This window comes from Neobacillus sp. C211 (genome assembly GCF_051842875.1).
Lineage (GTDB): Bacteria > Bacillota > Bacilli > Bacillales > Cytobacillaceae > Neobacillus.
Genome location: NZ_JBPXRO010000005.1, coordinates 34276 through 59411 on the forward strand (window position 1 = coordinate 34276; position 25136 = coordinate 59411).

Annotated in this window: 24 protein-coding genes; 4 read left to right on the forward strand and 20 right to left on the reverse strand. The window is 40.3% G+C overall.

Annotated features, from left to right (window positions below; genetic code table 11):
• Positions 1 to 226 precede the first annotated feature (226 nt).
• Complete coding sequence (locus tag ACSU6B_RS06660; RefSeq protein ID WP_410883796.1) at positions 227 to 1186, reverse strand: NAD(P)H-dependent flavin oxidoreductase; 960 nt, start codon at positions 1184 to 1186, stop codon at positions 227 to 229.
• Between the two features lie 80 nt (positions 1187 to 1266).
• Here ACSU6B_RS06660 and ACSU6B_RS06665 point away from each other — a divergent pair, with 80 nt between their 5' ends.
• Positions 1267 to 1779, forward strand: a complete 513-nt coding sequence (locus tag ACSU6B_RS06665) for a gamma carbonic anhydrase family protein (RefSeq protein WP_410883798.1) — start codon at positions 1267 to 1269, stop codon at positions 1777 to 1779.
• Positions 1780 to 1901: 122 nt separating this feature from the next.
• Here the strand turns inward: ACSU6B_RS06665 and paaX are convergent, their stop codons facing one another.
• The 13 genes from paaX to ACSU6B_RS06730 form a co-directional block, all read right to left on the reverse strand.
• Positions 1902 to 2792, reverse strand: coding sequence for a phenylacetic acid degradation operon negative regulatory protein PaaX (gene paaX, locus ACSU6B_RS06670; protein WP_410884067.1), 891 nt, complete (start codon positions 2790 to 2792; stop codon positions 1902 to 1904).
• 82 nt (positions 2793 to 2874) lie between these two features.
• Positions 2875 to 3651: an enoyl-CoA hydratase-related protein gene (locus ACSU6B_RS06675; protein WP_410883800.1), complete on the reverse strand. Its 777-nt coding sequence runs from the start codon at positions 3649 to 3651 to the stop codon at positions 2875 to 2877.
• Positions 3652 to 3715: 64 nt separating this feature from the next.
• On the reverse strand, positions 3716 to 4918 hold the full coding sequence (locus ACSU6B_RS06680) for a thiolase family protein (RefSeq protein WP_410883802.1): 1203 nt from the start codon (positions 4916 to 4918) through the stop codon (positions 3716 to 3718).
• Positions 4915 to 5787: a 3-hydroxyacyl-CoA dehydrogenase gene (locus tag ACSU6B_RS06685; RefSeq protein ID WP_410883804.1), complete on the reverse strand. Its 873-nt coding sequence runs from the start codon at positions 5785 to 5787 to the stop codon at positions 4915 to 4917. The genes ACSU6B_RS06680 and ACSU6B_RS06685 overlap by 4 nt, the downstream gene beginning before the upstream one ends.
• Positions 5788 to 5956: 169 nt before the next feature.
• The gene (locus tag ACSU6B_RS06690; protein ID WP_215000725.1) at positions 5957 to 7477 is read right to left on the reverse strand and encodes an aldehyde dehydrogenase family protein; all 1521 of its coding nucleotides are present in this window, start codon (positions 7475 to 7477) and stop codon (positions 5957 to 5959) included.
• 23 nt (positions 7478 to 7500) lie between these two features.
• Positions 7501 to 8274 carry an enoyl-CoA hydratase-related protein gene (locus tag ACSU6B_RS06695; RefSeq protein WP_410883806.1) on the reverse strand — a complete coding sequence of 258 codons (774 nt, stop codon included), beginning with the start codon at positions 8272 to 8274 and terminating at the stop codon, positions 7501 to 7503.
• An 11-nt stretch (positions 8275 to 8285) separates the two neighbouring features.
• A complete protein-coding gene (locus ACSU6B_RS06700; protein WP_215011265.1) occupies positions 8286 to 9062 on the reverse strand; it encodes an enoyl-CoA hydratase/isomerase family protein in 777 nt (258 codons plus the stop codon).
• A gap of 1 nt (position 9063) precedes the next feature.
• Positions 9064 to 9366, reverse strand: coding sequence for an EthD family reductase (locus ACSU6B_RS06705; protein ID WP_215000730.1), 303 nt, complete (start codon positions 9364 to 9366; stop codon positions 9064 to 9066).
• Positions 9367 to 9383: 17 nt separating this feature from the next.
• A complete protein-coding gene (gene paaD / locus ACSU6B_RS06710) occupies positions 9384 to 9881 on the reverse strand; it encodes a 1,2-phenylacetyl-CoA epoxidase subunit PaaD (RefSeq protein WP_410883808.1) in 498 nt (165 codons plus the stop codon).
• Positions 9882 to 9907: 26 nt separating this feature from the next.
• Positions 9908 to 10711: a 1,2-phenylacetyl-CoA epoxidase subunit PaaC gene (gene paaC, locus ACSU6B_RS06715; protein ID WP_410883810.1), complete on the reverse strand. Its 804-nt coding sequence runs from the start codon at positions 10709 to 10711 to the stop codon at positions 9908 to 9910.
• A complete protein-coding gene (gene paaB / locus ACSU6B_RS06720) occupies positions 10701 to 11060 on the reverse strand; it encodes a 1,2-phenylacetyl-CoA epoxidase subunit PaaB (RefSeq protein ID WP_088089105.1) in 360 nt (119 codons plus the stop codon). The genes paaC and paaB overlap by 11 nt, the downstream gene beginning before the upstream one ends.
• A 15-nt stretch (positions 11061 to 11075) precedes the next feature.
• Positions 11076 to 12032 carry a 1,2-phenylacetyl-CoA epoxidase subunit PaaA gene (gene paaA, locus ACSU6B_RS06725; RefSeq protein ID WP_215011259.1) on the reverse strand — a complete coding sequence of 319 codons (957 nt, stop codon included), beginning with the start codon at positions 12030 to 12032 and terminating at the stop codon, positions 11076 to 11078.
• 298 nt (positions 12033 to 12330) lie between these two features.
• The gene (locus ACSU6B_RS06730) at positions 12331 to 13659 is read right to left on the reverse strand and encodes a phenylacetate--CoA ligase family protein (protein ID WP_410883812.1); all 1329 of its coding nucleotides are present in this window, start codon (positions 13657 to 13659) and stop codon (positions 12331 to 12333) included.
• A gap of 275 nt (positions 13660 to 13934) precedes the next feature.
• Between ACSU6B_RS06730 and ACSU6B_RS06735 the strand changes: the two genes are divergently transcribed.
• From ACSU6B_RS06735 to ACSU6B_RS06745, 3 genes are read left to right on the forward strand one after another with little or no spacing between them, the layout of a single operon-like run.
• Entirely contained in the window at positions 13935 to 14285 is a 351-nt protein-coding gene (locus tag ACSU6B_RS06735; RefSeq protein WP_410883814.1) for a DUF485 domain-containing protein, read from the forward strand.
• Positions 14285 to 15832: a solute symporter family protein gene (locus ACSU6B_RS06740; protein WP_410883816.1), complete on the forward strand. Its 1548-nt coding sequence runs from the start codon at positions 14285 to 14287 to the stop codon at positions 15830 to 15832. The genes ACSU6B_RS06735 and ACSU6B_RS06740 overlap by 1 nt, the downstream gene beginning before the upstream one ends.
• A 15-nt stretch (positions 15833 to 15847) precedes the next feature.
• Positions 15848 to 16297 (forward strand): PaaI family thioesterase, encoded by a 450-nt coding sequence (locus tag ACSU6B_RS06745; protein ID WP_410883818.1) that lies wholly within the window; start codon positions 15848 to 15850, stop codon positions 16295 to 16297.
• A 257-nt stretch (positions 16298 to 16554) separates the two neighbouring features.
• Here ACSU6B_RS06745 and dtd read toward each other — a convergent pair whose 3' ends face one another.
• The 6 genes from dtd to ACSU6B_RS06775 form a co-directional block, all read right to left on the reverse strand.
• Entirely contained in the window at positions 16555 to 16998 is a 444-nt protein-coding gene (gene dtd, locus ACSU6B_RS06750; RefSeq protein ID WP_410883820.1) for a D-aminoacyl-tRNA deacylase, read from the reverse strand.
• 13 nt (positions 16999 to 17011) lie between these two features.
• On the reverse strand, positions 17012 to 19210 hold the full coding sequence (locus tag ACSU6B_RS06755) for a RelA/SpoT family protein (protein ID WP_215000756.1): 2199 nt from the start codon (positions 19208 to 19210) through the stop codon (positions 17012 to 17014).
• Between the two features lie 219 nt (positions 19211 to 19429).
• The gene (locus ACSU6B_RS06760; protein WP_410883822.1) at positions 19430 to 19942 is read right to left on the reverse strand and encodes an adenine phosphoribosyltransferase; all 513 of its coding nucleotides are present in this window, start codon (positions 19940 to 19942) and stop codon (positions 19430 to 19432) included.
• Positions 19933 to 22296, reverse strand: coding sequence for a single-stranded-DNA-specific exonuclease RecJ (recJ, locus tag ACSU6B_RS06765; RefSeq protein ID WP_410883824.1), 2364 nt, complete (start codon positions 22294 to 22296; stop codon positions 19933 to 19935). Before recJ ends, ACSU6B_RS06760 begins: the two co-directional genes overlap by 10 nt.
• Positions 22297 to 22393: 97 nt before the next feature.
• Complete coding sequence (gene secDF, locus ACSU6B_RS06770) at positions 22394 to 24658, reverse strand: protein translocase subunit SecDF (protein ID WP_215000762.1); 2265 nt, start codon at positions 24656 to 24658, stop codon at positions 22394 to 22396.
• A gap of 142 nt (positions 24659 to 24800) precedes the next feature.
• Positions 24801 to 25097, reverse strand: a complete 297-nt coding sequence (locus tag ACSU6B_RS06775) for a post-transcriptional regulator (RefSeq protein ID WP_168245199.1) — start codon at positions 25095 to 25097, stop codon at positions 24801 to 24803.
• Between the last annotated feature and the right edge of the window lie 39 nt (positions 25098 to 25136).

A 25136-nucleotide genomic window follows, 5' to 3' on the forward strand; every position in this document is an offset into this window, starting at 1 on the left:
TTATAGGTACTCCTAGGAGAAAAAAGATAAATATTTCCAAATCACTGTAAGGCACCCTTTGCTAACCGTTACTTTAAACTGCAAAAAAATAGTATAAGAAATACAAACAAGCACACGACAATAACGTGAGCTTGTTTTGTTGTGGGCTACCGAGGCTGCTCTCCACCCATAATTTGGATCGCCTATAGGCTCCATTACCCAGGTTCGTAAAACAATTAGAATGTTACTATAACATCACAGTAAAGCTGCTTAATCGATCTTCCATTTGTTTTTTAGCATCATTCATCATGCCGTCGAGCAGTTCTTTCACGGTTGGAATATGTTCAATGAGTCCGGCCACCTGCCCGCTATTCATGAAACCATTCTCAGCATCTCCCTGGATCGCACCAGCAATGTGATGGTCCTCTGATGTCATTTCGAGATATTGCTCTGAAGCCACTCCACTTCGTTCCGATTCGATAATGCTATCAGCATATGGTGCTTTTAAAACGCGTCTTACTTGTCCGACTGACCGGCCTAAAATAACGGTTTCGTTATCCCCAGCATCAAGAAGCCTTTGTTTATAGGTTGAATGAAATGGTGCTTCTTTCGTTGCTATCAAGCGGGTACCTAACTGTACACCAGCTGCTCCGAGCATCAAAGCCGCTGCCAGACCTTGACCATTTCCAATTCCACCCGCTGCCATAACCGGGATTGTGACATGGCGGCTTATTTGTGGAATGAGCGTAAATGTGGTTAATTCCATACTTGAATTAATACCGGCTGCTTCAAACCCTTCTGCCACCAATACATCTGCCCCTGCAGCCTCTGCCTTTTGAGCTTGTTTGACTGACGCGACAACCGCAATTACTTTTATTCCTTTTTCATGCAGGAGTGGAATAAAAGGAGCAGGATTGCCAGCCGATAATGAAACAATTGGTATTTCATGCTTAAACACAAGTTGAATCATTTCTTTTGTATAAGGACTAACATTAATTGGTATATTCAATGCAAAACTGTTATTCGTTTTATCTTTCGTTTCAAGAATAATGGCTTCGACCTGCTCAAGGGACATCGTTCCACATCCTATCGTACCAAGACCTCCAGCTTCAGATACAGCAGCCGTAAGTTGAGCATTGCTTATATTCCCCATTCCCCCCTGAATGATTGGATATTGAATAGAAAAAAGTTCGCAAATATATTTCATTTTTTCAACCCCCTATTAATTTCATGTTATACTATAATCAATAGAAAAACAATTCTGATTTTTTTAAAGGAGCGAAAGAAATGATCATCCCATTCAATGGCATAACCCCTTCCATTCATAAAACAGTTTTCGTGGCACCTGGTGCTCACTTAATTGGCGATATTACGATTAAAGAAGAATCTTCCATCTGGTTTAATGCTGTGTTACGAGGGGATGAGGATTCGATTATTATTGGCGCAAGGTGCAGTATTCAAGATAACTCTACCATTCATTTATTCGAAGGATGTCCTGTTATCATCGAAGACGAGGTTACAGTCGGGCACAACGTTATTCTGCACGGCTGCAAAGTGGGTAAACGTTCAATTATAGGTATGGGCTCTACCATATTAGACAACGTAGAAATTGGCGAAGAATGCATTATTGGTGCGAATACACTGATTGCCGCGGGCAAAAAGATACCGCCTCGCTCACTTGTCGTTGGATCACCGGGAAAAGTCGTCAGGGAATTAACCCATAAAGACCTAGAACTTATTCGCCTCTCTACTGATTCATATGTACAAAAAGGACGGGAATTTAAAGAGATCCTTAAATAGATAATTTAAGGTTTTAAGAACAAAAGGCGGAAGCCCCTTGGCGCTGAAGCTAGACAACACGGAGCTGCAGAACAAAAAAAACTGCCTCGAAAGTCTTCCATTAAAGACTTTTGGGGCAGCTTTTATTTTTTTGAATGAATAATTAAAGGATGATTTTTCGCGTCATAGGAATGATCCTTTCTGCGCAAATCATTATCCGCTTCAAAGACATTTTCAAAAAACCTGCTAGCTGGTTCCGCTAAAAGTTGATAATACTGACTAAACAGCAGCGCCGCATGATTACCACTCCACATTGGCGGTAAAAGTTCCTTTGGAAGACCTGGATCAATGAACAGAAATTTTCTGTATTCATGAACAAGATTTGTTCTCTCCACAAAGCACTCTGAGTCGGACATTTCTCCTTTGCTTAGCACACTTTGATGTACAATGAATTGCTTACTGTACTTTGAGATAAACTCCTCATACTTATTCTCGATTTCCTTAAGCGGCCAGCTTTTTTCCACAAGGGATTGACTATCTTTTGGCCCTTTATAGTCAGAGACGAAGAAATCAACGTATTCACTAGTATCATACTTTTCGATTAAAAGATTCACTTCTTTTTCAAGGTTATTCGGTGAAATCCAGCAGGCATTAGAGAAACTGCCAAATCCACTCCACAATAGTTCCTGTCGAAGCTCATCACGAATCTGCCGTTTTTCTTCCGGAATCGAATACATTAAAATACGCCATTTTCTGTCCCATTCATGCGGGTTCAGTTTAAAAATTCGGTTGGCGGCCTCATCCATCCGGGAAACACCTCGTTCAGTCAAAAAGTAAAAACTTTTGTTTCCCTGCTTTTCTGACTGAATCCACCCTTGCTTCACCATTCGCGAAACAGCGACACGAACGCCCTGTTCATTATGCCCAAACTCTTTCAATAAACGAACCAAGCTGCCAATCCAAATTTTATTTCCATAGTGACGTAAATAATCTCCATAAATGGTGAAAATCATCGATTGTGTGTTTGCACCCATAACCTCTTCACTCTTTCTTTTTCCCTGTCCATTACTAATTTTGAACGAGACGTTTTTTTCTATTATATCATAAACGTCAATATCATCTCCCTGAAAATTGAGGTATTCTCCGCTCACTAAATGCATCGAGCGCCTCGATTCGATCTTCTGTTGGAATCGTCAGTTCATACGCTTTCGCTTCAATTGCAAGCCCCGTCTGTAAATCTGTGTTCATTCCCTGAATAATCGCATATTTCGCCTGTTTTAATGCAACAGGCCCATTTTTCATCATGTTTGCCGCAAATTGTTTACACTCTTCAGAAAGCACATCACGCGGCACCACTTTTAATACAATACCAAGGTCGAGCGCCTCCTCAGCTGAGATTTTTTTCGCCGTTAAAATTAATTCTTTGGCCTTCATTTCTCCAATCAGTCGTGGAAGGCGCTGTGTTCCGCCTGCACCCGGAATGATTGCCCAGCTCGTTTCGGTCAACCCCATGGATACACCTTGTACCGCAATCGCAAAGTCACACGACAGTAGCCACTCAAATCCTCCGCCCAGCGCGTAACCATTAACCGCTGCGATTGTCGGCTGCGGCAAGCTGGCAATACTATTAAACAAATCACGAATCGCTTTCACATTTCTTCTTACCTCTGACTCATTTAAGGTTTTTCTTTCTTTCAAATCAGCACCGGCACTGAATGCTTTTTGGCCGGCTCCTGTAAAAATAACAACGCGTACCTCAGGATTTACATGAATGGAATCAACAGCCTCCTGCAGTTCACGAAGTGTATCATAGTTAAAACAATTCAATACGTCCGGTCGGTTTACTGTTACATATCCGATATGACCTTTCACTTCATATAATACGTTTCCCATGGCCATTCCCTCTCTTTTTTTTAAATAAAGGCCATCTCACATATTCGAGACAGCCTCTTTAGTTCTAGTCTATATTTTCAATAATCGCCGCTATCCCCTGACCGACTCCTACACACATTGTCGCCAGTCCATATTGAACATTTTGTTTTTTCATTTCATATAAAAGCGTCGTCAAAATACGGGCTCCACTTGCACCAAGTGGATGTCCAAACGCAATAGCACCGCCGTTTACATTGACCTTTTCCTGATCAAACTCAAGCTGGCGTATGCATTCCAGCGACTGTGAGGCAAAGGCTTCATTTAGTTCTACAAGACCGATATCGTTTACCGATAAGTTTGCCCGATCAAGCGCTTTTCTCGTTGCATAAATTGGACCAAGGCCCATAACCGCAGGCTCAAGACCGGCAACCGCTCCAACCACATATTTTGCAAGGGGCTTCAAACCAAGTTCTTTTGCTTTATCCGCACTCATTAATAACAAAGCGGATGCACCGTCATTTACTCCGGATGCATTACCAGCTGTTACTGTGCCGCCTCCAAAAATCGGACGCAGTTTAGCAAGTTTTTCAATCGTTGTATCTGGACGTGGATGCTCGTCTTGATTGAAGACAACCTCGTTTCCTTTCCGATCATGAAAACGAACGGGTACAATTTCTTCCGCAAAACGATTGGATTCCATTGCTTTTTTTGCCCGCTGCTGACTTTGAAGTGCAAACTGATCCTGATCTTCCCGTGAAATTGAGCAGCGTTGCGCCACATTTTCAGCTGTCTGAGGCATGGAATCTGCCCCATACATCTCTTCTAGCTTTTTATTCGTAAATCGCCATCCAATCGTTGTATCCTGAAGCTCCATCGATCCCCGAGGGAAGTCACTCTCAGGTTTTGCCATGACATATGGTGCTCTTGTCATACTTTCCGTTCCCCCTGCGATGTAAATATCGCCTTCCCCTACAGCTATAGATCGTGCAGCATACATAACCGCATCAAGTCCTGATCCGCACAAACGATTAATAGTAGTTCCACCAACGTTCACTGGAAGACCAGCTAAAAGTGCGGACATTCTCGCTACATCTCGGTTATCCTCTCCTGCCTGATTAGCATTTCCGAAGATGACATCTTCAATTTGTTCCGGCGGCAGCCCTGGATTCCGCTCTGTCAGCGCTTTAATGACAATTGCTCCGAGATCATCTGGACGTACACTTTTTAATGCTCCTTTATACTTCCCGATAGGTGTTCTTACCGCATCAACAATGACAACGTCCCTCATTTTCCCACCAGCTCTTCAATTTTTGTATAGTCGTACACACCTTTACCAGACTTACGGCCCAGCCTTCCCGCTTTTACATACTGTTCAAGCAGTGGGGCTGGACGGTATTTTTCACCAAGTTTTTCATGTAAATATTTTAAATTATTTAAACGGGCATCTAGTCCTACTAAATCCCCCAGCTCAAATGGGCCCATCGGATAATTCAATCCTAGCTTGATTGCTTTATCAATTTCTTCAGGTGTTCCTAACCCTTCTTGAAGCATATAGAATGCTTCATTCCCAACCAGGCAGCTGATCCGGCTTGTTACAAAACCAGGAAATTCGTTAATGACGACTGTCTCTTTCCCCATCTTCTCAGCAACCTGTTTTATGACTGCTGCTGTTTCATTACTCGTTTCGAGGCCGCGTACAATTTCGACTAGCGGCATTTTCTGTACAGGATTGAAGAAATGCATCGCAATCGTTTTTTCAGGACGCTTTCCATAAGAACCAATTTCTGTCGGGCTCATAGTGGAAGTATTAGTAGCAAAATAGCAGTGATCCTGTGCATGTTCTTCTATTGTTTCGAAAACAGCTTTTTTAACTTCTGCACGCTCTGGAACGGCCTCTATAATTAAATCAGCTTTAATAGCAGCTTCTTTTAAATTGGAAGAATATAATAATCGACTTTTTCCTGCATCCGCTTCTTCAGAAGTGATTTTTCCGTAACGTACACCTTTTTCAAAAATAATATCAATCTCTTTTTTCGCGCTATCTAATGCAGATGGATTCACATCTACTAATGTTATGTCAAATCCTCCAGTTGCTCCTACATAGGCGATCCCTCTGCCCATTACTCCAGAGCCTACGACTACTATGTTTGTAATCATCTAACTTTCTCCTTCCACATAATAGAGGCTGACTGCGATAGAATCAGATTTGCATCCAGCTATACCCGAATGACTTTTCTGAAATATGTTTCAGCCAGCCTTTATTCACTATTTTGTATCTCGGTTTAATATCCATCAACGGCAGGCCCCTGATAGAAGTCTCAACGTATTAAATGCCGAAAGGATTTAATGGGCGGCTTCCATAATAGGAAATAAAACTTTTCGTTTCAGTATAAAGATCTAATGTCTCAATACAAAGCTCCCGTCCGAAGCCTGATTGTTTATAACCGCCGAAAGGTGTTCCTGGGAAAGCTGAGAATGGGCAGTTTACCATGACAATCCCTGCTTGGATTTGGTTACCCACACGAGTTGCACGGGCACCATCTTTCGTCCAAAGAGCTGAACCAAGGCCGAACTCTGTGTCATTTGCTAGTTTAATTGCCTCTTTTTCATCTTTGAATTTCATGATTACAACAACTGGTCCAAAGATTTCTTCTTTCACTACTTTCATATTATGATTTACATTACCAATGACCGTCGGCTCATACCAATAACCGCCTTCGAATCCTTCAACTACTGCCGGCTTTCCACCCACTAAGATTTCAGCTCCATCTGCAATAGCTGATTGAACATAACTATCAACAACATCTAATTGACCTTGATCGATAACTGATCCAACATGTGTTTCTTTATCTAATGGATTTCCTAATTTAAGCTTTTTCGTTTTTTCTACGAATCTAGTAACAAATTCATCATAGATATCCTCGTGCACGTATAAGCGAGATCTCGCCTCACAAGATTGTCCTGTATTATAGAAAATACCGAATAGTGACCCATCTATAGCCGCTTCAATATCAGCATCCTCGAACACGATATTCGGAGATTTCCCGCCAAGCTCCAATGTTACACGCTTTAATGTTTTAGAAGCCTTACCCATGATATCTCTACCAATTGGTGTAGAACCTGTGAAAGCGACTTTATTTACATTCGGATGTTCAACAAGATAATTTCCAACGTCAGAACCAGAACCAGGAATAATATTAACAACTCCCGCAGGAACTCCTGCTTCAATACAAATTTCCCCTAAAACAATGGCAGTTAACGGAGTTAATGAAGCTGGTTTCACAATGACAGAACATCCAACCGCGATTGCAGGTGCAATCTTCCACGCCGCCATCATCAATGGGTAGTTCCAAGGAATAATTTGTGCACATACACCTACAGGTTCTTTCTCTGTATAGTTATGGAATTGACCTGCCATATTATTTACGGAGCCACTATGTCCTACAATGGCACCTGCATAAAATTCAAAAACTTCAACAGCTTGCATAACTTGACCTTGTGCCGCTGAAATGGATTTACCACTATTTAAGACTTCTAATTCAACTAATTCATTAAAACGGGAACGCATAATTGCCGCAATTTTATTTAAAATTCGAGAGCGTTTATTAACAGGTGATTTTTTCCATTTCCCGTTTTCGAAAGCTCCAAGAGCTGCTTGTACTGCTCTTTCAGCATCTTCTTGTGTAGCTTTTGCAACCCTGGCAATGATTTCACCAGTGGCAGGATTGTAAGCATCAATAGTGGCTCCATTAGAACTTTCCACTCTTTCACCATTAATAACTAGATGGTAATAATCACGCTTCATTTCTACTTTTTCAAAAGTTGCTGCTTCTTGTACTTTTACCATTTCATCCCACTCCCTTTTTTATGTTACTCACCAATAAATTGAGCTTTGCGTTTCTCTGTAAATGCCGTTACCCCTTCAACATAATCTTTCGTTAAGCCGGCAATTCGTTGTCCTTCCGCTTCTTCTTTCAAATATTCTTCAAAAGAAATATGGTAGGAGGCTTCTAAATATCTTTTGATTAAGCCGATTGCTTTCGTTGGTCTGCTGGCAATATTTTCTGCAAAAGCTGTCACTTGTTCGTTCCAGTCCTCTACTCCGATTACTTTTGTAGCAAGACCCATTTTTTCTGCCTCAGCAGCAGGTATTTTTTCTCCCAATACAGATAGCTCTAATGCCTTTGCATGACCCACAATTCGTGAAAGGAAATACAGATTACCCGAATCAGGAATTAACCCAATATTGACAAAGGCATTTAGAAAGCTTGCTTTCTCAGAGATAAGACGGAAATCGCAGGCTAATGCCAGACTGAAGCCTGCCCCTGCAGCCACACCGTTTACTGCTGCAATAATTGGTTTTTCACAACTGACGATTTCCTTCATCATCGGACCGTAATCGTCACGGAGCATTTGCCCTAAATTCATGCTGTCATCCACATCTGCTAAGTCTTGACCGGAACAAAAGGCCCTTCCTTCTCCGGTAATGACAATCGCACGCACCTCATGAGAGTTTGACGAGTGTTTAATTGCCTTTTGGATTTCTTTATTCATTTGTGATGTAAAAGCATTCAGTTTATCAGGTCGGTTTAGACTGAGCCAAGCTACCCCGTTTTCAATCCGAAAAGAAATTGTTTCGTACATAGCATAACTCCTTATCTGCCTGTAAAATTAGGCTTTCTTTTTTCTACAAACGCTTCCATGCCTTCCTTTTGATCTTCAGAAGCAAAGAGCAAGTAGAAATTCTTTCTTTCATATTGCATTCCTTCATATAAGGAGTAATCCACTGCCTTATTAACAGAGTCTTTAATTATTCTGACTGCTAAAGGCGGCTGTGCCGCAATCTTTCTTGCGAAGCCAATTGCTTCCTCCATCAATAATTCAGGTGCGACAATTTTATTAATAATGCCATATTTTAACGCTGTTTCTGCATTGATTCTTTCGGCGGTCAAGATCCATTCAAGTGCCTTTGTTTTACCCACTAGCTTCGTCAGTCTTTGTGTCCCTCCTGCTCCAGGCATAACTCCAAGTGTTACTTCTGGAAAGGAAAACAGTGTATCTCCAGCAGCTATAAGTAAGTCACATGATAAGGCAAGCTCAAAGCCACCGCCGAATACAAAGCTTTTGACTGCACCAATGATAGGCTTTTTAACGAAACTTAACCGGTCCCAATCAGCAAATTGATTCAACAATTCCAATCTAACAGGATTGTCATTGGCCATCTCATCAATATCCGCTCCAGCAGAAAATGCTTTTCCATGACCGGATAATAAGATTACTTTCACTTGGGTATCACGGTCGAATTCTTCTGCTGCAGAAACAATTTCACCGACCATCGTCCGGTTCAGCGCATTCAATTGTTTCGGTCGGTTCAAAGTGATAAAGCCTATCCCATCCCCAATTGATGTCTCAATAAATTGAAACTCGTTCATTTTATACTTCCTCACCGATCATCATGGTTACAAGTTTCCCAGCAAAACCCATCAAGTCTTTTCCTGATGCTTTTCCTTCAGGGGAACGCATACCTTGTTGAAGTGCTTCATGATTTTCATAATACATTTCGCATAGAATGTGATATTCAGAGTCTTTCCCCATTGGTGTTCCGACTATTTTCGTAACGACCATTTTTTGAAGACCTGGGATTTTTTCTGTGATAGGACCGTGAACACTGAAATAATGTTCATCAAATTCTTCTTTATTTTCCGGCTGCTTATATAGAGCAATTAACTTTACCATTTTATTCCCTCCGTATTTTACATAAATTTAATCATTGGTTTCATTGCTTCAAATGGGTTTTTACATGATTTGCAATATAAAATGCTGCGGCACGCTGTTGGTCCGAATATGTTTTCCATCGTGACATACGTGGATTCACAATACGGACAATCTATATGCCACGATCCATCTTCTTTCATTTGTCGAGGGGGAGGGGAGATTCCGAATACCTTTAGTCCCGCTTTCCCCTTTTCCGTAATCCGGTCAGATGTCCAGGATGGGGAACGTAGGAATTCTACGCTCACTCCTCCAACGCTTGGCAGCTGTTTAACGGCTGTTTCAACATTTTTTTGAATGATAGACAAAGCTGGACACCCTAGAAAGGTAGGCAGTATTTTTACTGAAACATCTGATCCTGATATCTCTACATTCTCCACCATTCCTAAATCTAGAATGCTGACTGTATTAATTTCAGGATCTTTTACGTTTTCCAGTAGTTTATATATTTCTTCTGATGTTAATAACACGGTAGACATAGTCCCCTCCCCCTTTTCCTCTTGTATTACCAGGAAGCCGCTTTATTACTAGCGTATACTTCACTTAAAGTTTCGAGTGCCTTCTCTAAATCCTCTGTGTGCTTCCCATTTCGTCCATCTCCTTGAGCCATTCCTACTTCAATGGTTCCTTGGAGCCCAACACTTTTCAATACAGGCGCAACGGCCTGATTCCACTTATTCAGTAAAACCGCTTCGCTTTCAATTAAACCTTGTTGCACGATTTTATTTCGATGTTCTCCAAGAGAAAAAACTCCTTGAAAATCTTGAAACGTTTTTTCAATAGCTGCTTTCATTCGGGAAACAGCTTCTTCATGACCTGAACCTAAAAGTTGAACGAACCATGTTTTCCAGTGCATTAAATGATAGTAAAGTTCCATTTGCACCTTTGCGGCAACTTCGGCCAGCGGCTCATATGAACTTGAATGTAGTGATTGAATCTTAATCATTTTAGCTTGGGTATAAAAATAATTTCGTACAACTGCAAAAGCCCAATCATAATCCGGTTCTTCCATATAATAGCCAGGTCCATTCACGAGTTCCAAGATAATCGCATTGCGCCTTGCATTCGCTGGACGGTCATGGGCCAGCTGATTTGCATTCCCTTCACCGAGTTCTTCTAACAATTGATAGAATATGGCCGCATGACCCATTGTATCTTGGGTGATGGATGAAGTTGCTACGTCTTCTTCAATGTGAGGAGCGAGACCCAGCCATTCAGATCCACGATAGGAATGGATAAAATCATCGTCTGCTAGTTGAAATAGCAACTCTTTAATTGCCGTATTCTCTACTGATGAATTATTTGCCATTTTTTACGCCTCCTGCCCAAGACAAAATTTCCTTCTCATCAAGCATTTCTTGTTCATATTTCCGCCATTTTTTCTTTAAATAGCCATACCCTTTTGTTGTGCGGTATTCTTTATTATCTAAACGTTGAAGCGTTTTCTTTTCTTCCGAAGTCATTTTACGTATATTCTGACGTTTCACAACCCAGATATCATCCACTGCTTCACGTCGCATAAAGTTTTCCTGTGCCATCAGGATCGCAATATCCTCATTTGGTGCGAGCAAGCTAAAATGATATTGTACTGGTGCAGTTGGGGTCTTGCGGCTAAATACTTCAAACTCTTCAAAATATGATTCTTGCCTAGTTTCCATGTTCCTTCCCCTCCCTTAGACAGTCTTTGGTGACAATGCTTCACGTACCCATTGGTTATTTTTGTAAGAAATTCTTCTAAGATTCAAGCGCTCTTGTGAACGAGGTCCTTCATTTCTAGCAATCTTCTTCAATTTATTCCAGTCAGGCTGTTTATAAATCCATTTTCCTGTTTCTTCATCAAATCGCAGCGTTTCATCCGGAATGGTAAAACCAAGTGAATGAATCCGCTTAATATACTTGCTAAAGAAAGATTGACGAAGTCCTTCATTCGTGCCTGTTCTGATTCTATACTTTAAGGTAACATCTTGTTTTGAAGCACCCATTTCATTCTTGCTTGGCGGTCCGAAGAAAAGCAGCAAAGATTCCCACCAATAATTAAGGGCATCTTGCACCATTTGTCTCTGTTCTTCTGTCCCTTCAGCTAAAGCCATAATAATGGCTTCTCCGTGTTGAGCGTGGAAAACCTCTTCTGCACAAATTCTGTGTAAGGCACGGGCATATGGACCGTAAGATGCACCAAGCATATCCGTTTGGGTGATAATGGCCGCTCCATCAACTAACCAGCCAATCAGCCCTGCATCTCCCCATGATTTAGCTTCCATATGGAAAACATTATGGAACTTTAAATCTCCAGTAAAAAGATCCTGCATCAGATCGTCCCGCTTTTTTCCATATGGTTTCAATAAATCTTCCGCCACACGAAGCAATAATTGTCCGTGTCCCATTTCGTCTTGTACCTTCGCCATAATCCCAAGTTTTCTATGCAAAGTAGGAGCTTTTGGTACCCATTCCTTTTCAGGAAGTGCTCCCATTATTTCGCTCATACCATGCATGGAAATTAATTTGATTAATGTATTCCGATATTCATCTGGCATCCAATCATCTGCTTCAATTTTATCTCCAGCTTCGATCCTAGCTATAAATTGCTCCAGCTTTTCCTGTTCTGTTATTTCATTTAAAAGAACGCTCATTTCAAATCCCCCTTTTCTAAAAGCAATATAACGTTTATTTAACGTAATTATATTTTATTGTTATATAAAAAGCAAGAATATTGCGTCATTTTTTTAAAATAAAAGAATGGGCGATACTCTCCTTTATTTCAACGATACTTTGAACCGTGACGACCTACTTTATCTTCGCTAAATCGTGGATGCGGTGCACGGGCACCAGAAATTTTTGGTTACAATGACAAGGGAATGGCATTTGTTCTTCTTGACGAAAATGAAGGAACAGCATGCACAATTCCCTGCTGGGATAATGACAGATTCATTATACGCTGATCATAGCACTTTTTCGCTTATCAACAATACGAATGGCCTTTCCTTCAGAACGCGGGATGCCTTTTGGAATGTTGACAACGATATCCATCGTCACTAGACATGTGTTTTTCATATGGTGCTGGACCGTCTTCTTCAATTTCTGAACATTGGCATGTGTTAAGTCTCCATCAATTCCAGTATAGAAATCGCTTTCAATTTCAACATGTAATTCAACACTGTCCATTGCACCTTTCTTAACAAGGTGAATCTGATAATGAGGAACGAGTCCCTTCACTTGCAACAATGCCCGTTCAATTTCAGAAGGGAAAACGTTTACACCTCTGACAATGAGCATGTCATCTGTTCTGCCTTTTACCCTGGACATTCTCGTTGTCGTACGTCCACATTTACATTTTTCTCGGGTAATAGCGGCAAGATCCCCAGTTCGATAACGAATAATTGGTAGGGCTTCCTTCGTTAAGCTAGTAAAAACAAGTTCTCCAACTTCTCCATCTGCTACCGGTTCGAGTGTATCTGGATTAATCACTTCAATCAGGAAGTGATCATCTGCGATATGAAGTCCATCCTGTGCTTCATGACATTCTATCGCAACACCCGGTCCCATAACTTCACTTAGGCCGTAAATATCAACCGCTTTCAATTTTAGTTTCTTTTCAAGTGTCGCTCTCATTTCTTCCGACCAAGGCTCAGCGCCAAAAATACCATATTCAATTCCATTATCAGCAGGGTCTATCCCCATTTCTTCCATCTTTTCAGCCATATTTAGAATATAAGATGGCGTTCCGCAAATACCTCTCGGTTTCAAATCATTAATAAGTGTAATTTGTCGATCTGTGTTTCCCCCCGAAATTGGTAATGTTGCAGCGCCTAGCTTTTCCGCTCCGTAATGAAGACCAAGCCCGCCTGTAAACAATCCATAGCCATAGGCATTATGAAAAATATCAGATTTCCGACCGCCTGCAGTGACAATTGCACGGGCAACCATTACTGACCAGTTTTCAATATCATTTTTTGTATATCCTACAATTGTCGGCTTTCCGCTCGTTCCAGATGATCCATGAACGCGGACAACCTCATCCATGGGAACTGCAAATAGACCGAATGGGTATTGCTCACGAAAATTCTGTTTTTTGGTAAATGGAAGCTTTGTCACATCGCTTAACTGTTGAATATCTTCTGGCGTAATACCCAGTTCATCAAATTTCTCTTTGTAAAATGGTACATTGTTAAATACATTTCTAACCGTTTTTTGAAGTCGTGCCAGCTGCAAACTTTCCATTTCAACACGGGTAGCAGTTTCAATTTCTGGATTGTACATTTTGTCAGTCCCCCTCATTTGCTTTTCATTGTTCCTGAAATTACATAACGGAATTAAAACGAAAATAAAAAATCTAGTAATATACTTTTTCAGATTAATACGACATTTCCACGTTGTCAATAGTGTTAACTTTGAATTTTAATAGAAAATATAAAATTTTATTAAATATTTTAATTTACTTAATATTCTAATTATGATAGCTTTAAAACGAGAGTGACATATATCACTTTTTATCATTACCGTTTTAAAATCGTTTTATTCAAGGAGGGGTTATTATGGAATCACCAGTAAAAAAAAGCTACTTAACCGAAGAACATGTCGAAAAGAAGCCCTATTATCAATTGGTTGAAACCGAAGATTTTAAGGATTTACTTCAAAAGAAAAAAGCATTTATTATCCCTGTCACCACTTTCTTCCTGACGTTCTATTTTGTTCTACCTGTGTTAGCTGCTTATACATATCTATTAAAAGGAGAAGCTTTTCTCGGTATAACATGGGCATGGGTTTATGCACTTCTTCAGTTCGTTGTGGTTTGGATCGGTGGAATTGTCTACCTTAAGAAATCAGAGAAGTATGACAAAATGGCCCAAAATATTTTAACTAAATACCGGAAGGAGCTTGGCTGATGAGTACATTATCTCTTATACTTTTTTTAGGCATTATCTTGTTAACGCTTACAATAACCTATTATTCTTCTAAGAAAACGAAAAACGCGAGCGATTTTTATACAGCTGGCGGCGGGTTGACTGCATGGCAAAATGGATTGGCTGTAGCTGGTGACTTTATGTCTGCCGCTTCTTTTCTCGGTATTACAGGGGCTATCGCTCTGATTGGTTTCGATGGATTTTATATGAGCATTGGCAATCTTGTCGCGTTCCTTGTCTTATTATACTTTGTTTCGGAGCCGCTTCGTAATCTTGGAAAATACACGTTAGCCGATATGATTTCTGCTCGGTTTAAGTCCAAAAAGGTACGTGGGATCGCTGCAGCGAACACTCTTGTCATTTCTATTTTTTATATGATTGCTCAACTTGTTGGTGCGGGCGGATTGATTAAACTTCTTCTCGGGATCGATTACGGTCTTTCCGTTCTTCTCGTTGGTGTATTAATGACAATTTATGTTATTTTCGGTGGGATGCGGGCGACAAGCTGGGTACAAATAACAAAAGCTGCGCTTTTACTGGGCGGTTCTTCCGTTTTGACGTTTATTGTATTTTCCCGATATAACTTTAACATCTCAGAAATGTTCCACCATGTTAAGACAGCAACACCCCTTGGTAATGACTTTTTAAATCCAGGTAATAAATACACGAATGGACTTGATATGATTTCATTTAATATGTCACTTGTCCTCGGCGCAGCAGGACTTCCGCATTTACTTGTCCGTTTCTTTACTGTAAAGGATGCGGCGACGGCACGAAAATCTGTTGTATATTCAACATGGTTTATTGGAGTATTTTTTATTATGACGATTTTCCTAGGGTTCGGTGCTGCTTCATTCGTCGGTTTTGACCGCATTGTTGAGGCTAACCCTGCTGGAAACATGGCCGCGCCGCTTCTCGCATTAACCGTAGGCGGTGAATTCTTGTTTGCATTCGTCTCAGCTGTCGCATTTGCCACTATTTTGGCGGTAGTATCCGGCCTTGTTTTAACGTCAGCATCCGCCTTTGCACATGACATTTATGGAGAAATTATTAAAGACGGAAAAATGACTGAAAAGCAGCAAGTTCTTGTAGCACGTATCTCGGCAATTAGTGTTGCGTCTATTTCAATCGTGCTAGCCTTGTTCGCACAGTCACTGAATGTTGCTTTCCTTTCGGTACTTGCATTAGGTATTGCAGCAAGCGCCAACTTGCCGGTTATTCTTTGCACAATTTACTGGAAACGATTTAATGCAATCGGAGCGATCACCGGCATGCTGTTTGGGTTAATCAGCTCTCTAGTTTTAGTTTTGCTTAGTCCGAATGTATGGAATCCCCAACCTGGAATGGGTATTTTCACAGGAGACCCTATTTTCACAATGAGCAACCCGACCATTTTCACCGTGCCTCTTGGCTTTATAGGTGCCTATATAGGTACAATGTTGTCTAAAGCAAAAGACGAAAATAAATTCGCAGAAGTATTGTTTAAATCAAACACTGGGTATGGCATTAGCTCAGCAAAAGATCATTAAGGAGAGGAAAATTCCATGACAATTCAATTAGATGATCAGGCAATTCACGATTTACATTACGATGAAATTAAGCAAGTTCTGAAAGACGAACCATTTGCATCTTTTCTTGGCATGAAGCTGACAAATCTCGGACCCGGCACAGCGGAAGCGGAATTAATTCCTGACGACCGGATGCTTAATGCACATGGAACAGTTCACGGTGCCATTATCTTTTCACTTGCAGATTACGTATTTGCCGCAGCGAGCAACTCATATGGCAAAACAGCTGTGGGTGTCACAACCAATGTTAACTTTATATCAGCTGGCAAACGTGGCAGGACCTTAACTGCAAATGCAAAAGAAATAAAGAAAAATCACAAACTCGCTTGGTACAAAATCGATGTCCAAAGTGAAAATGAACTAATCGCAACAATGGAAGCGATGGTTTACAGAAAGAGCCATTATTTTGTTAAACAGGATAAATAAAGCTTTTATTAACCGGACAAATCAATCGATTCGTCCGGTTAATTTTTACAATGGAAGTAATAAGTAAAAGCGAAATTAATGGTACTCAAATTAAAGACGAACGATTTGTGATTCATATGGTCTTATATTGTTTCTTGATTTTTTTCTACTTGAGTGTTGTAATTTGAAATAATGATTTCCCTGCCTTCAATTAAAAGGGCTTTTCCAATACAAAAACAAAAAAGACTTAGCACCTAATCGAAAGTGCCAAGCCTTTTTTATGATTTACTTTCAAGTATCAACGTCACGGGACCGTCATTGATGAGTTCGACATCCATCATCGCACCGAATATGCCGGTTTCAACACGAATCCCTTTTTCTAACAGCAAGCTGTTAAGTAACTCATATAGTTGAACAGCTTGGTCTGGCCGGGCCGCATCCATGAAGTTTGGCCTTCTCCCCTTTCGGCAATCACCGTAAAGAGTAAATTGCGAAACAGAAAGAATTTCACCGCCAACATCTAATAAAGATAGATTCATCTTTTCATCAGCATCCTCAAAAATACGGAGGTTGGCAATTTTATCGGCTAGGTAGATGGCATCCTCTTCCTTGTCAGCATGGGTGATACCGACAAGTAAGACAAGCCCCTTTGTTATTTGACCAGTTACTTCCCCGCCAACAGTTACGTTGGCACCTTTACTTCGTTGAACAACTACACGCATTTTTTGAAACTCCTTAATTCATCATTCGACGGACGGAATAAATATCGTGGATCTGTTTAATTCGTTCAACCACCTTTTGCAAATGGTTCACATTGTGTATGGCAATCGACATGCTAATCGTCGCCATTTTATTCCGATCCGATTTGCCTGAAACGGCAGAGATATTTGTTTTCGTTTCATTTACAGCTTGAAGTACTTCATTCAGAAGCCCTCTACGGTCATAACCGTTAATTTCAATATCAACATTATATTCTTTCCGATCATTTAAGGATGATTCCCACTCTACCGGGATTAACCTAGACTGAGCATCATTAGAATCAATGTTCGTACAGTCCGAACGATGTACAGAGACCCCGCGGCCTTTTGTAATAAAACCAACAATTTCATCGCCTGGAACCGGATTACAGCATCTTGATAACCGAATCAGTAAATTATCAATCCCGGAAACTCGGACACCGGATTCACGTTTTTTGGAAGATGGGAAGGTTTTTAGGTCCGTTATGGCATTGGTAATATTCGAACTCTGCTCCTGATCCCTCTTTTTGCGCCATTTCTCGGTTAATCGGTTGGCGACCTGTAAAGCCGTTACACCATTATAACCAACCGCTGCATACATATCTTCTTCACTGGAGAAATTAAACTTTTCAGCAACCTTTTTCAGATTGTCAGAGGTCAATATTTCTTTGATATCAAACTCCATATTACGAATTTCTTTTTCAACCATCTCTTTGCCTTTATCGACATTTTCATCGCGGCGCTGCTTCTTAAAGAAGGCCCGGATCTTGTTTTTCGCTTGCGATGTTTGCGCCAGCTTCAACCAATCCTGACTTGGACCGTATGAATGTTTCGATGTAAGGATTTCGATGATATCACCAGTTTTAAGCCGGTAGTCCAGCGTCACCATTTTGCCATTCACTTTTGCGCCTATCGTCTTATTGCCAATTTCGGAGTGAATTCGATAAGCAAAATCAATAGGAACAGAACCAGACGGCAACTCCATGACATCACCTTTTGGTGTAAACACAAAAACCATATCCGAAAATAAGTCAATTTTCAATGACTCCATAAACTCTTCCGCATTGGCGGTATCATTTTGGAACTCCAGTATTTCTCTGAACCAGGTTAATTTCTGTTCAAACGAAGTGCTCTCGTTAAGTGCTTCTTTGCCCTCTTTATAAGCCCAGTGTGCTGCCACCCCGAATTCAGCAATCCGATGCATCTCATACGTTCTAATTTGAACCTCAAGCGGATCTCCTTTTGGGCCGATTACGGTAGTATGCAAGGATTGATACATATTAGGCTTCGGCATCGCGATATAATCCTTGAAACGGCCGGGCATTGGTTTCCAGCAAGTGTGAATAATCCCTAAAACAGCATAGCAATCTTTAATACTGTTTACGACGATTCGAACAGCTAGCAAATCATAAATTTCACTGAACTGCTTGTTTTGCAAAGCCATTTTCCGATAAATGCTATAAATATGCTTCGGACGGCCAGAAAGCTCTGCTTTAATCGACACTTCACCCATTCGGTTCTTTACTTCTTCAATGACATCCACTAAATATTGCTCACGTTCAGCGCGCTTCTTTTTCATTAAGTTAACAATTCGATAATATTGCTGCGGATTTAAATACCTTAAGGCTGTATCTTCCAGTTCCCATTTAATCTTAGAAATACCAAGACGATGTGCCAAAGGCGCAAAAATTTCAAGTGTTTCATTTGAAATCCGACGCTGCTTTTCTAAAGGAAGATGTTTAAGTGTCCGCATATTATGCAAACGGTCGGCAAGCTTAATTAGGATGACCCGGATATCCTGGGCCATTGCCACAAACATTTTTCTGTGGTTCTCTGCCTGCTGTTCCTCGTGAGATTTATATTTAATTTTCCCTAATTTGGTTACGCCGTCGACAAGCATGGCCACTTCGTCATTAAAAGAAGACTCAATATCTTTTAAAGATATACTCGTATCTTCAACGACGTCATGAAGAAAACCAGCTGCAACCGTGGCAGGATCCATCTCCAAGTCAGCTAGAATGCCAGCAACCTGGATCGGATGAATAATGTACGGTTCGCCCGATTTTCTATATTGTTCACGATGAGCATGTTTTGCAAATTCGTATGCTTTTTCCAAAAATTTAACATGTTCATCATTTAAATAATTCCGAGTCTTGTCGATGACTTGGTCGGCTGTTAACACTAGATCATTCGCCATGAAATCACCTTTATTTTCGTCTCATTTTATTTATATAAATGTCATTCTCTAAAAATTTGTTCTAAATAGGAATGATTGTTATTATTATCGAAAAAAAAAGCCAAGATGTAAAGAGATTGAGAGTCTTTTTCCACACTATTCAGTAAAAATTATGCTAAACGGGCGCTTCCGCTTTTTTATATAAAGAGAGCACTCGCCCTGAGTGCCCTCTTTAATGGTTTAATAATGCATCAATGTTAAAACATCATAACCATCAAGTTTTTTTCTACCTTCTAAATAACTTAACTCAACTAAGAAAGCAATTCCTGCAACCACCCCGCCAAGTTGCTCCACTAATTGAATCGTCGCATCGATTGTTCCGCCTGTAGCCAATAAATCATCCGTGATTAAGACACGTTGGCCTGGATGGATGGCATCTTTATGGATGGTTAGAACATCTTTGCCATATTCAAGCCCGTAACCAACTTTAATCGTTTCCCGTGGAAGTTTACCTTCTTTACGGACTGGGGCAAAGCCTACGCCTAAGGCATATGCAACCGGACAGCCAATAATAAATCCTCGGGCTTCAGGTCCAACAATCAGATCAATTTGTCTTTCTTTTGCATAAGCAACGATTTGGTCTGTTGCATATTTATAGGCCTCACCATCATTCATTAAAGGGGTGATATCTTTAAATTTAATTCCTTCTTTTGGCCAGTCAGGTACGATTGTAATAAATTCTTTTAAGTCCATTCTTCAATTGCCTCCTCAGTTTCAACCGACTCTTTAATAACTTGATCGAACCAGGCTTTTAAATCCTGGAAGGATGAAAACAATAGTTCTCTTTCAAGTTCATATTGTGCTTGTTTTATTTGGTAGGTTCGAGAGTCAGTTAGGTCACGCTTTTGCGCTCCGGTGTTTAAAGTTATAAATCCATTGTTTATTGTAACAAAATCCAGGTCAGAAAACACCTTTGACATAAAGTTTATCGTTTCCTGCGACCAACCGCGATGCTTTGCGAGGTCACCCCCATGTCGTTTAAGATCGATAGGACCCTTTTTTAACAGAAAAGCATAAAACCATTTAAAATGGTCACGAGTCGGGACAGTACTAAAGAAATCACTGGATTCTTTATAAAAATAAGCATAAATCCTAGCTGGTTGTTTCCCTTTAAATAAAACCTTTAGGATTTCTTTTGATGAAGGAAAGTCAACCAGAACAATATTTGCCTTGTTCCCATCGAACGATTTTGCATCTTCCACATCTTTAATAAAAATGGTCTCATCGATTATATTAGGATTTATTTTTTCAAGGTGTTCTTGATTAAAAATAATAAATTTCCTGTTATCAGCTGGGACAGCATTTGAAAGGCTGTTGATCCGCTTTTGTCCGCGATAATCAAATAATTGCCATGACTCCACGGCAATATCGTGGATGAAAATTTGTGGTTTACGTATATTGTTCCATTCGTTAACAGATAATTCTCCAATTAACGAAATTTTTGATGCAGGTGATATATGATCCACTAAGGGTCCTAAACCAAAGCCTACCCCATCCAGATTAGCACCACTTTCATTCACTAATACCTTTAAGTGGTTTTGCTCACTGCCAATTTTTCTGATATTTGTAATATCGACATTGTTTATTAAAACCTTTGGTTTGGGGTTGTCCATTCCAAAAGGAGCAAGTAGACTCATTTCATCTAATGATGATAGATTCACATGTTGAAGTTTAATTTCCTCATCGAGAAATGTTACTGGAATTAAATCCTCAGGAGTCAGTTGTTCTTCTGCCAGTAAATTTAACCTTGTGCGGAGTTCCGCAACATTCTCTAGGTTTAAGGTCATCCCTGCTGCCATGGGGTGACCGCCAAAATGCGGCAAAATATCACGGCAGGTTGATAAATTTTTAAATAGGTCAAAACCTGCAATACTGCGGGCCGACCCCTTTGCCACTCCCTTATCCGGGTCAAAATTCAGTACAATCGTTGGCCGGTAATACTTTTCAACGAGTCTTGAGGCAACAATTCCGATGACTCCGGCATTCCAGCCTTCCTTACCGATGACTAGAACTTTATTAGACTCGATTGGGAAATTCTTTTCAACCTCTTCCATCGCCTCAGTCGTAATCGAATTAACAATCGACTGTCTTGACTTATTGAGAGCATCCATTTCTGATGCTAGGCTTTCTGCTTCAAGTGGATCATCGGTTAAGATCAGCTGAACGGCTAAGTCAGCATCTTCTAAACGCCCCACGGCATTAATCCTTGGCGCGAGGGTAAAGCCAATTGTTTCTTCATTTATCGACATGGGATCGACCCCTGCCAGCTTTAAAATGGCTCTAAGGCCAATATTATTCGTTGTTTTTAGTTTTTCAAGTCCTTTTTTAGCGATCAGGCGATTCTCATCCTTTAACGAGACTAAATCCGCAATCGTCCCAATCACAGCTATTTCTAACAAATGCTCCGGAACCTCCCCGTAAAGCGCATGGGCAAGTTTAAAGGCTACACCCACTCCTGCCAGTTCACGAAACGGATAGGTACTATCAGGAAGCTTGGGATGAATAATCGCAAGCGCCTCAGGTAATACCGGCCCAGGCTCATGGTGATCGGTAATGATGAGATCCATGCCTAGCTCTTTTGCAACGGATGCCTCATAGGTAGCTGATATTCCAGTATCCACAGTAATAATTAAATTTATTCCATTTTCTGCTGCACTCCGGAATGCGGCCTCATTCGGGCCATATCCTTCAGTAAAACGATTAGGGATGTAAAATTGAACATTTGCACCAAGGTCACGAAGCGTGATCATTAATACTGATGTGCTGCTTACTCCATCAGCGTCATAATCGCCGAATATGAGGATTGGCTCTTGGTTTTCGATGGCTTCACGAATTCTCGTAACTGCAATATCCATTCCTATTAGGAGAAAGGGATCGTGGAACTCTTCCTTTCCAAATAAAAAATACCGTGCAGACTCAACGGTATTAAAGCCACGGTTGACAAGCAGTGAAGCGACAAGAGGCGTTATTTTCAATTCAGTTTCTAGCTTTTTGATCAGTTGTTCATCGGATTTCCGAACAATCCATCTTGTTTTCGAACTTAACATGTGTATGTTCACCCCTCAGACCTTCTTATTATACAGGAGTAGGATACAGCTTTCAATCAAAAGAAAAACCGCAGGATATCTGCGGTTTCAACTAAATTTATACTTGTGGTTGATCAGAGTACTTTCTTTTCTCTTTTACCGTTTTAATAACGCCCTTCTTCTTCAACTCTTTACATTTCATCACATACCATAAAGAACCTGCGACAAAGACGGAGGAATATACCCCAATAATTAATCCAACGAATAAAGCGATAGAGAAATTGCGTATCGCCGGGCTTCCAAAAATCATTAAGCATACTGTCGTAATGAGCACTGTTAAAACGGTGTTAAACGACCGTGTTAAAGTTTGGCGAATACTAACATTTACCACTTCAGCAATATCCTGAACCGTTTTAAGCCGTTTTTTCTTTTGCATATTCTCGCGAACCCTATCGAAAGTAACAATCGTATCATGGTTTGAGTAACCAATAATGGTCAAAATCGCGGCGATAAAGTTTAAATCTACTTCAAGTCTTGTAATACTAAAAATAGCAATCATGAAAAATGCATCATGAAGGATCGCAGCAATCGCGGCGATTGCCATATAAGCTTCAAATCGAATCGAAACGTAGAGAATGATACCAATTGAGGCAATCAAGACGGCAAAAAAGGCATTTTTCGCTAGTTCTTTTCCAATCGTCGGAGAAACGGTACTAACATTCGGCTCATAGCCAAATTGCTTTTTAAAATCTGCTTTTAAAGTTGAAATCTCATCTTTTGACAGTACCCCAATCATTCGGACGGCACCAATTTGCTTTTTATCACCAGAAATGACGACATCATCTGGAGTTAAATGAAGTTTGTTAAAAGCATTTTCCACCTGGGTAGTGGTTAAAGGTGTTTTTGATTGAACCTCTACACGTGTTCCGCTTGAAAAATCAATTCCTAAATTCATACGGAAAATAGCGAGAATGATTACACCTGCAACTAGAAGAACACCGGATAGGATGAATACTTTATTCCTAAGTCTAACAAAATCAATTTTATCAAATCGAGTCGGAAGATCGATTGTATCTACATTATCGTTAATAGATTTAATTTGGGACTTGCGTACTGAAAACCAACCAGGTTTATTATTTAACAAACCGCTTTGGACCCATAGCCCCAGCAATAATCTTGCACCGTAAACATTTGTGAGGAAGCTCATCAGGACACTCACTATTAACATTGTCGCAAACCCTTTTACAGAGCTTGTCCCGTAAAAGAATAATACACAAGCTGTTAAGATTGTTGTTAAGTTTGCGTCAAGAATAGCTGTAAAAGCATGCTGCTCACCAGCTTGGAACGCTGATTTAATGCTTCTGCCTACCTTTAGTTCTTCTCTAATCCGTTCATAAGTAATAATGTTGGCGTCGACAGCCATTCCGATTCCGAGAATGATCGCGGCAATTCCCGGCAAGGTCAGAACCCCATTCATCCAATCGAAAATTAATAAGACGAGAAATATATAAATTGATAACGTAACAGTAGCAATGAAACCTGGAAAACGGTAATAGAAAAGCATGAAAAGATATATGATGACAACACCAATGATTCCAGCTAAGACCGTATCATGCAATGCCTGTTCCCCGAACTTAGCTCCGACGGAAGTTGAGTACACCTCTTTTAACTTAACCGGTAAGGAGCCTGCATTTAAAAGTGAAGCCAAGGTTTGAGATTCTTTTGCAGTAAAACTGCCAACAATCGAAACTGTATTTTGATTAAATATTTGCTTTACTGTTGGGGCTGATAAAAATTTTGGGTTCGCTTTTGTTACTTCCTTTTTAAAAGAGTCTTTTCCTTCTTCAAAATCCAGCCAAATAACTAGAACATTGTTTGGTGCCATTTTCATAATTTCTTCGGACACCTTGCGGAATTTATCGGCACTTTTTAATGTTAAAGAAACGCTTGGTGCACCATTTTCATCAAAAGTTTGCTTAGCTCCGCCTTGTTTTAGGTCAGAACCATCCATCATCAGACGGTCATTAGCATCACGGAAGGTTAGATTTGCTTGAGTAGATAAGATTTCGCGAGCTTTATTCTGGTCTGTTACCCCAGCAAGCTGCACACGAATCCGGTTCTTTCCTTCAATTTGAATACTAGGTTCACTCACCCCAAGGACATTGATCCGCTTGTCGAGTGCCTCAGCGGTACTTGCCAATACCTCTTTGTCAATCTTTTGACCTTTTTTCGCTTCCTTAACATCGTACAAAACCTCAAATCCACCTTGAAGGTCTAGTCCTAGCTTCATATTGTTTAAGATGTTCTTAGTTGTTGCTCCCATTGTGCTTCCTATAATTAGGACGACAAGAAAAAAAGCAACAATTCTACTGCGCTTTACCATTATGTATTGTTCCTCCTTAGTGCATGTGCATTAGCACTGTTCCGTATAATCCTTATATAAATTACCAAAAAGTCACTTCCTTCATTATGAAAGAAGTTAGATTGGCTGTCAATTTACAATAATATGAATTCATAAGGCATTTTTATTTTAAAAGCTCTTTCAATTCATCTTCATCATCAAATGAGAATTCGGTCGTTTTATATGCTTCAATCGTCGCGAAGCTGAGATAATCGCTCGCCTTAACAGACAGGATTTCTTGGATAATTTCGTACAGTTTCATTTCTTCCTTTACCTTTTTCCACTTTTTCTTAATTAAAAAATCCCAAAGTTCCTTCTCCGTTACAGAATCAATCCCTAGCAATTGAAACTCCGTGAGTTTACTTGCTACTGCTGGTTGGACCTGGGTGCGAAAATGTTCGAATCTGTGACTATTATCCATTATGACTGCCTCCTTGGGAGCTCTCCCAACTGAATTGAA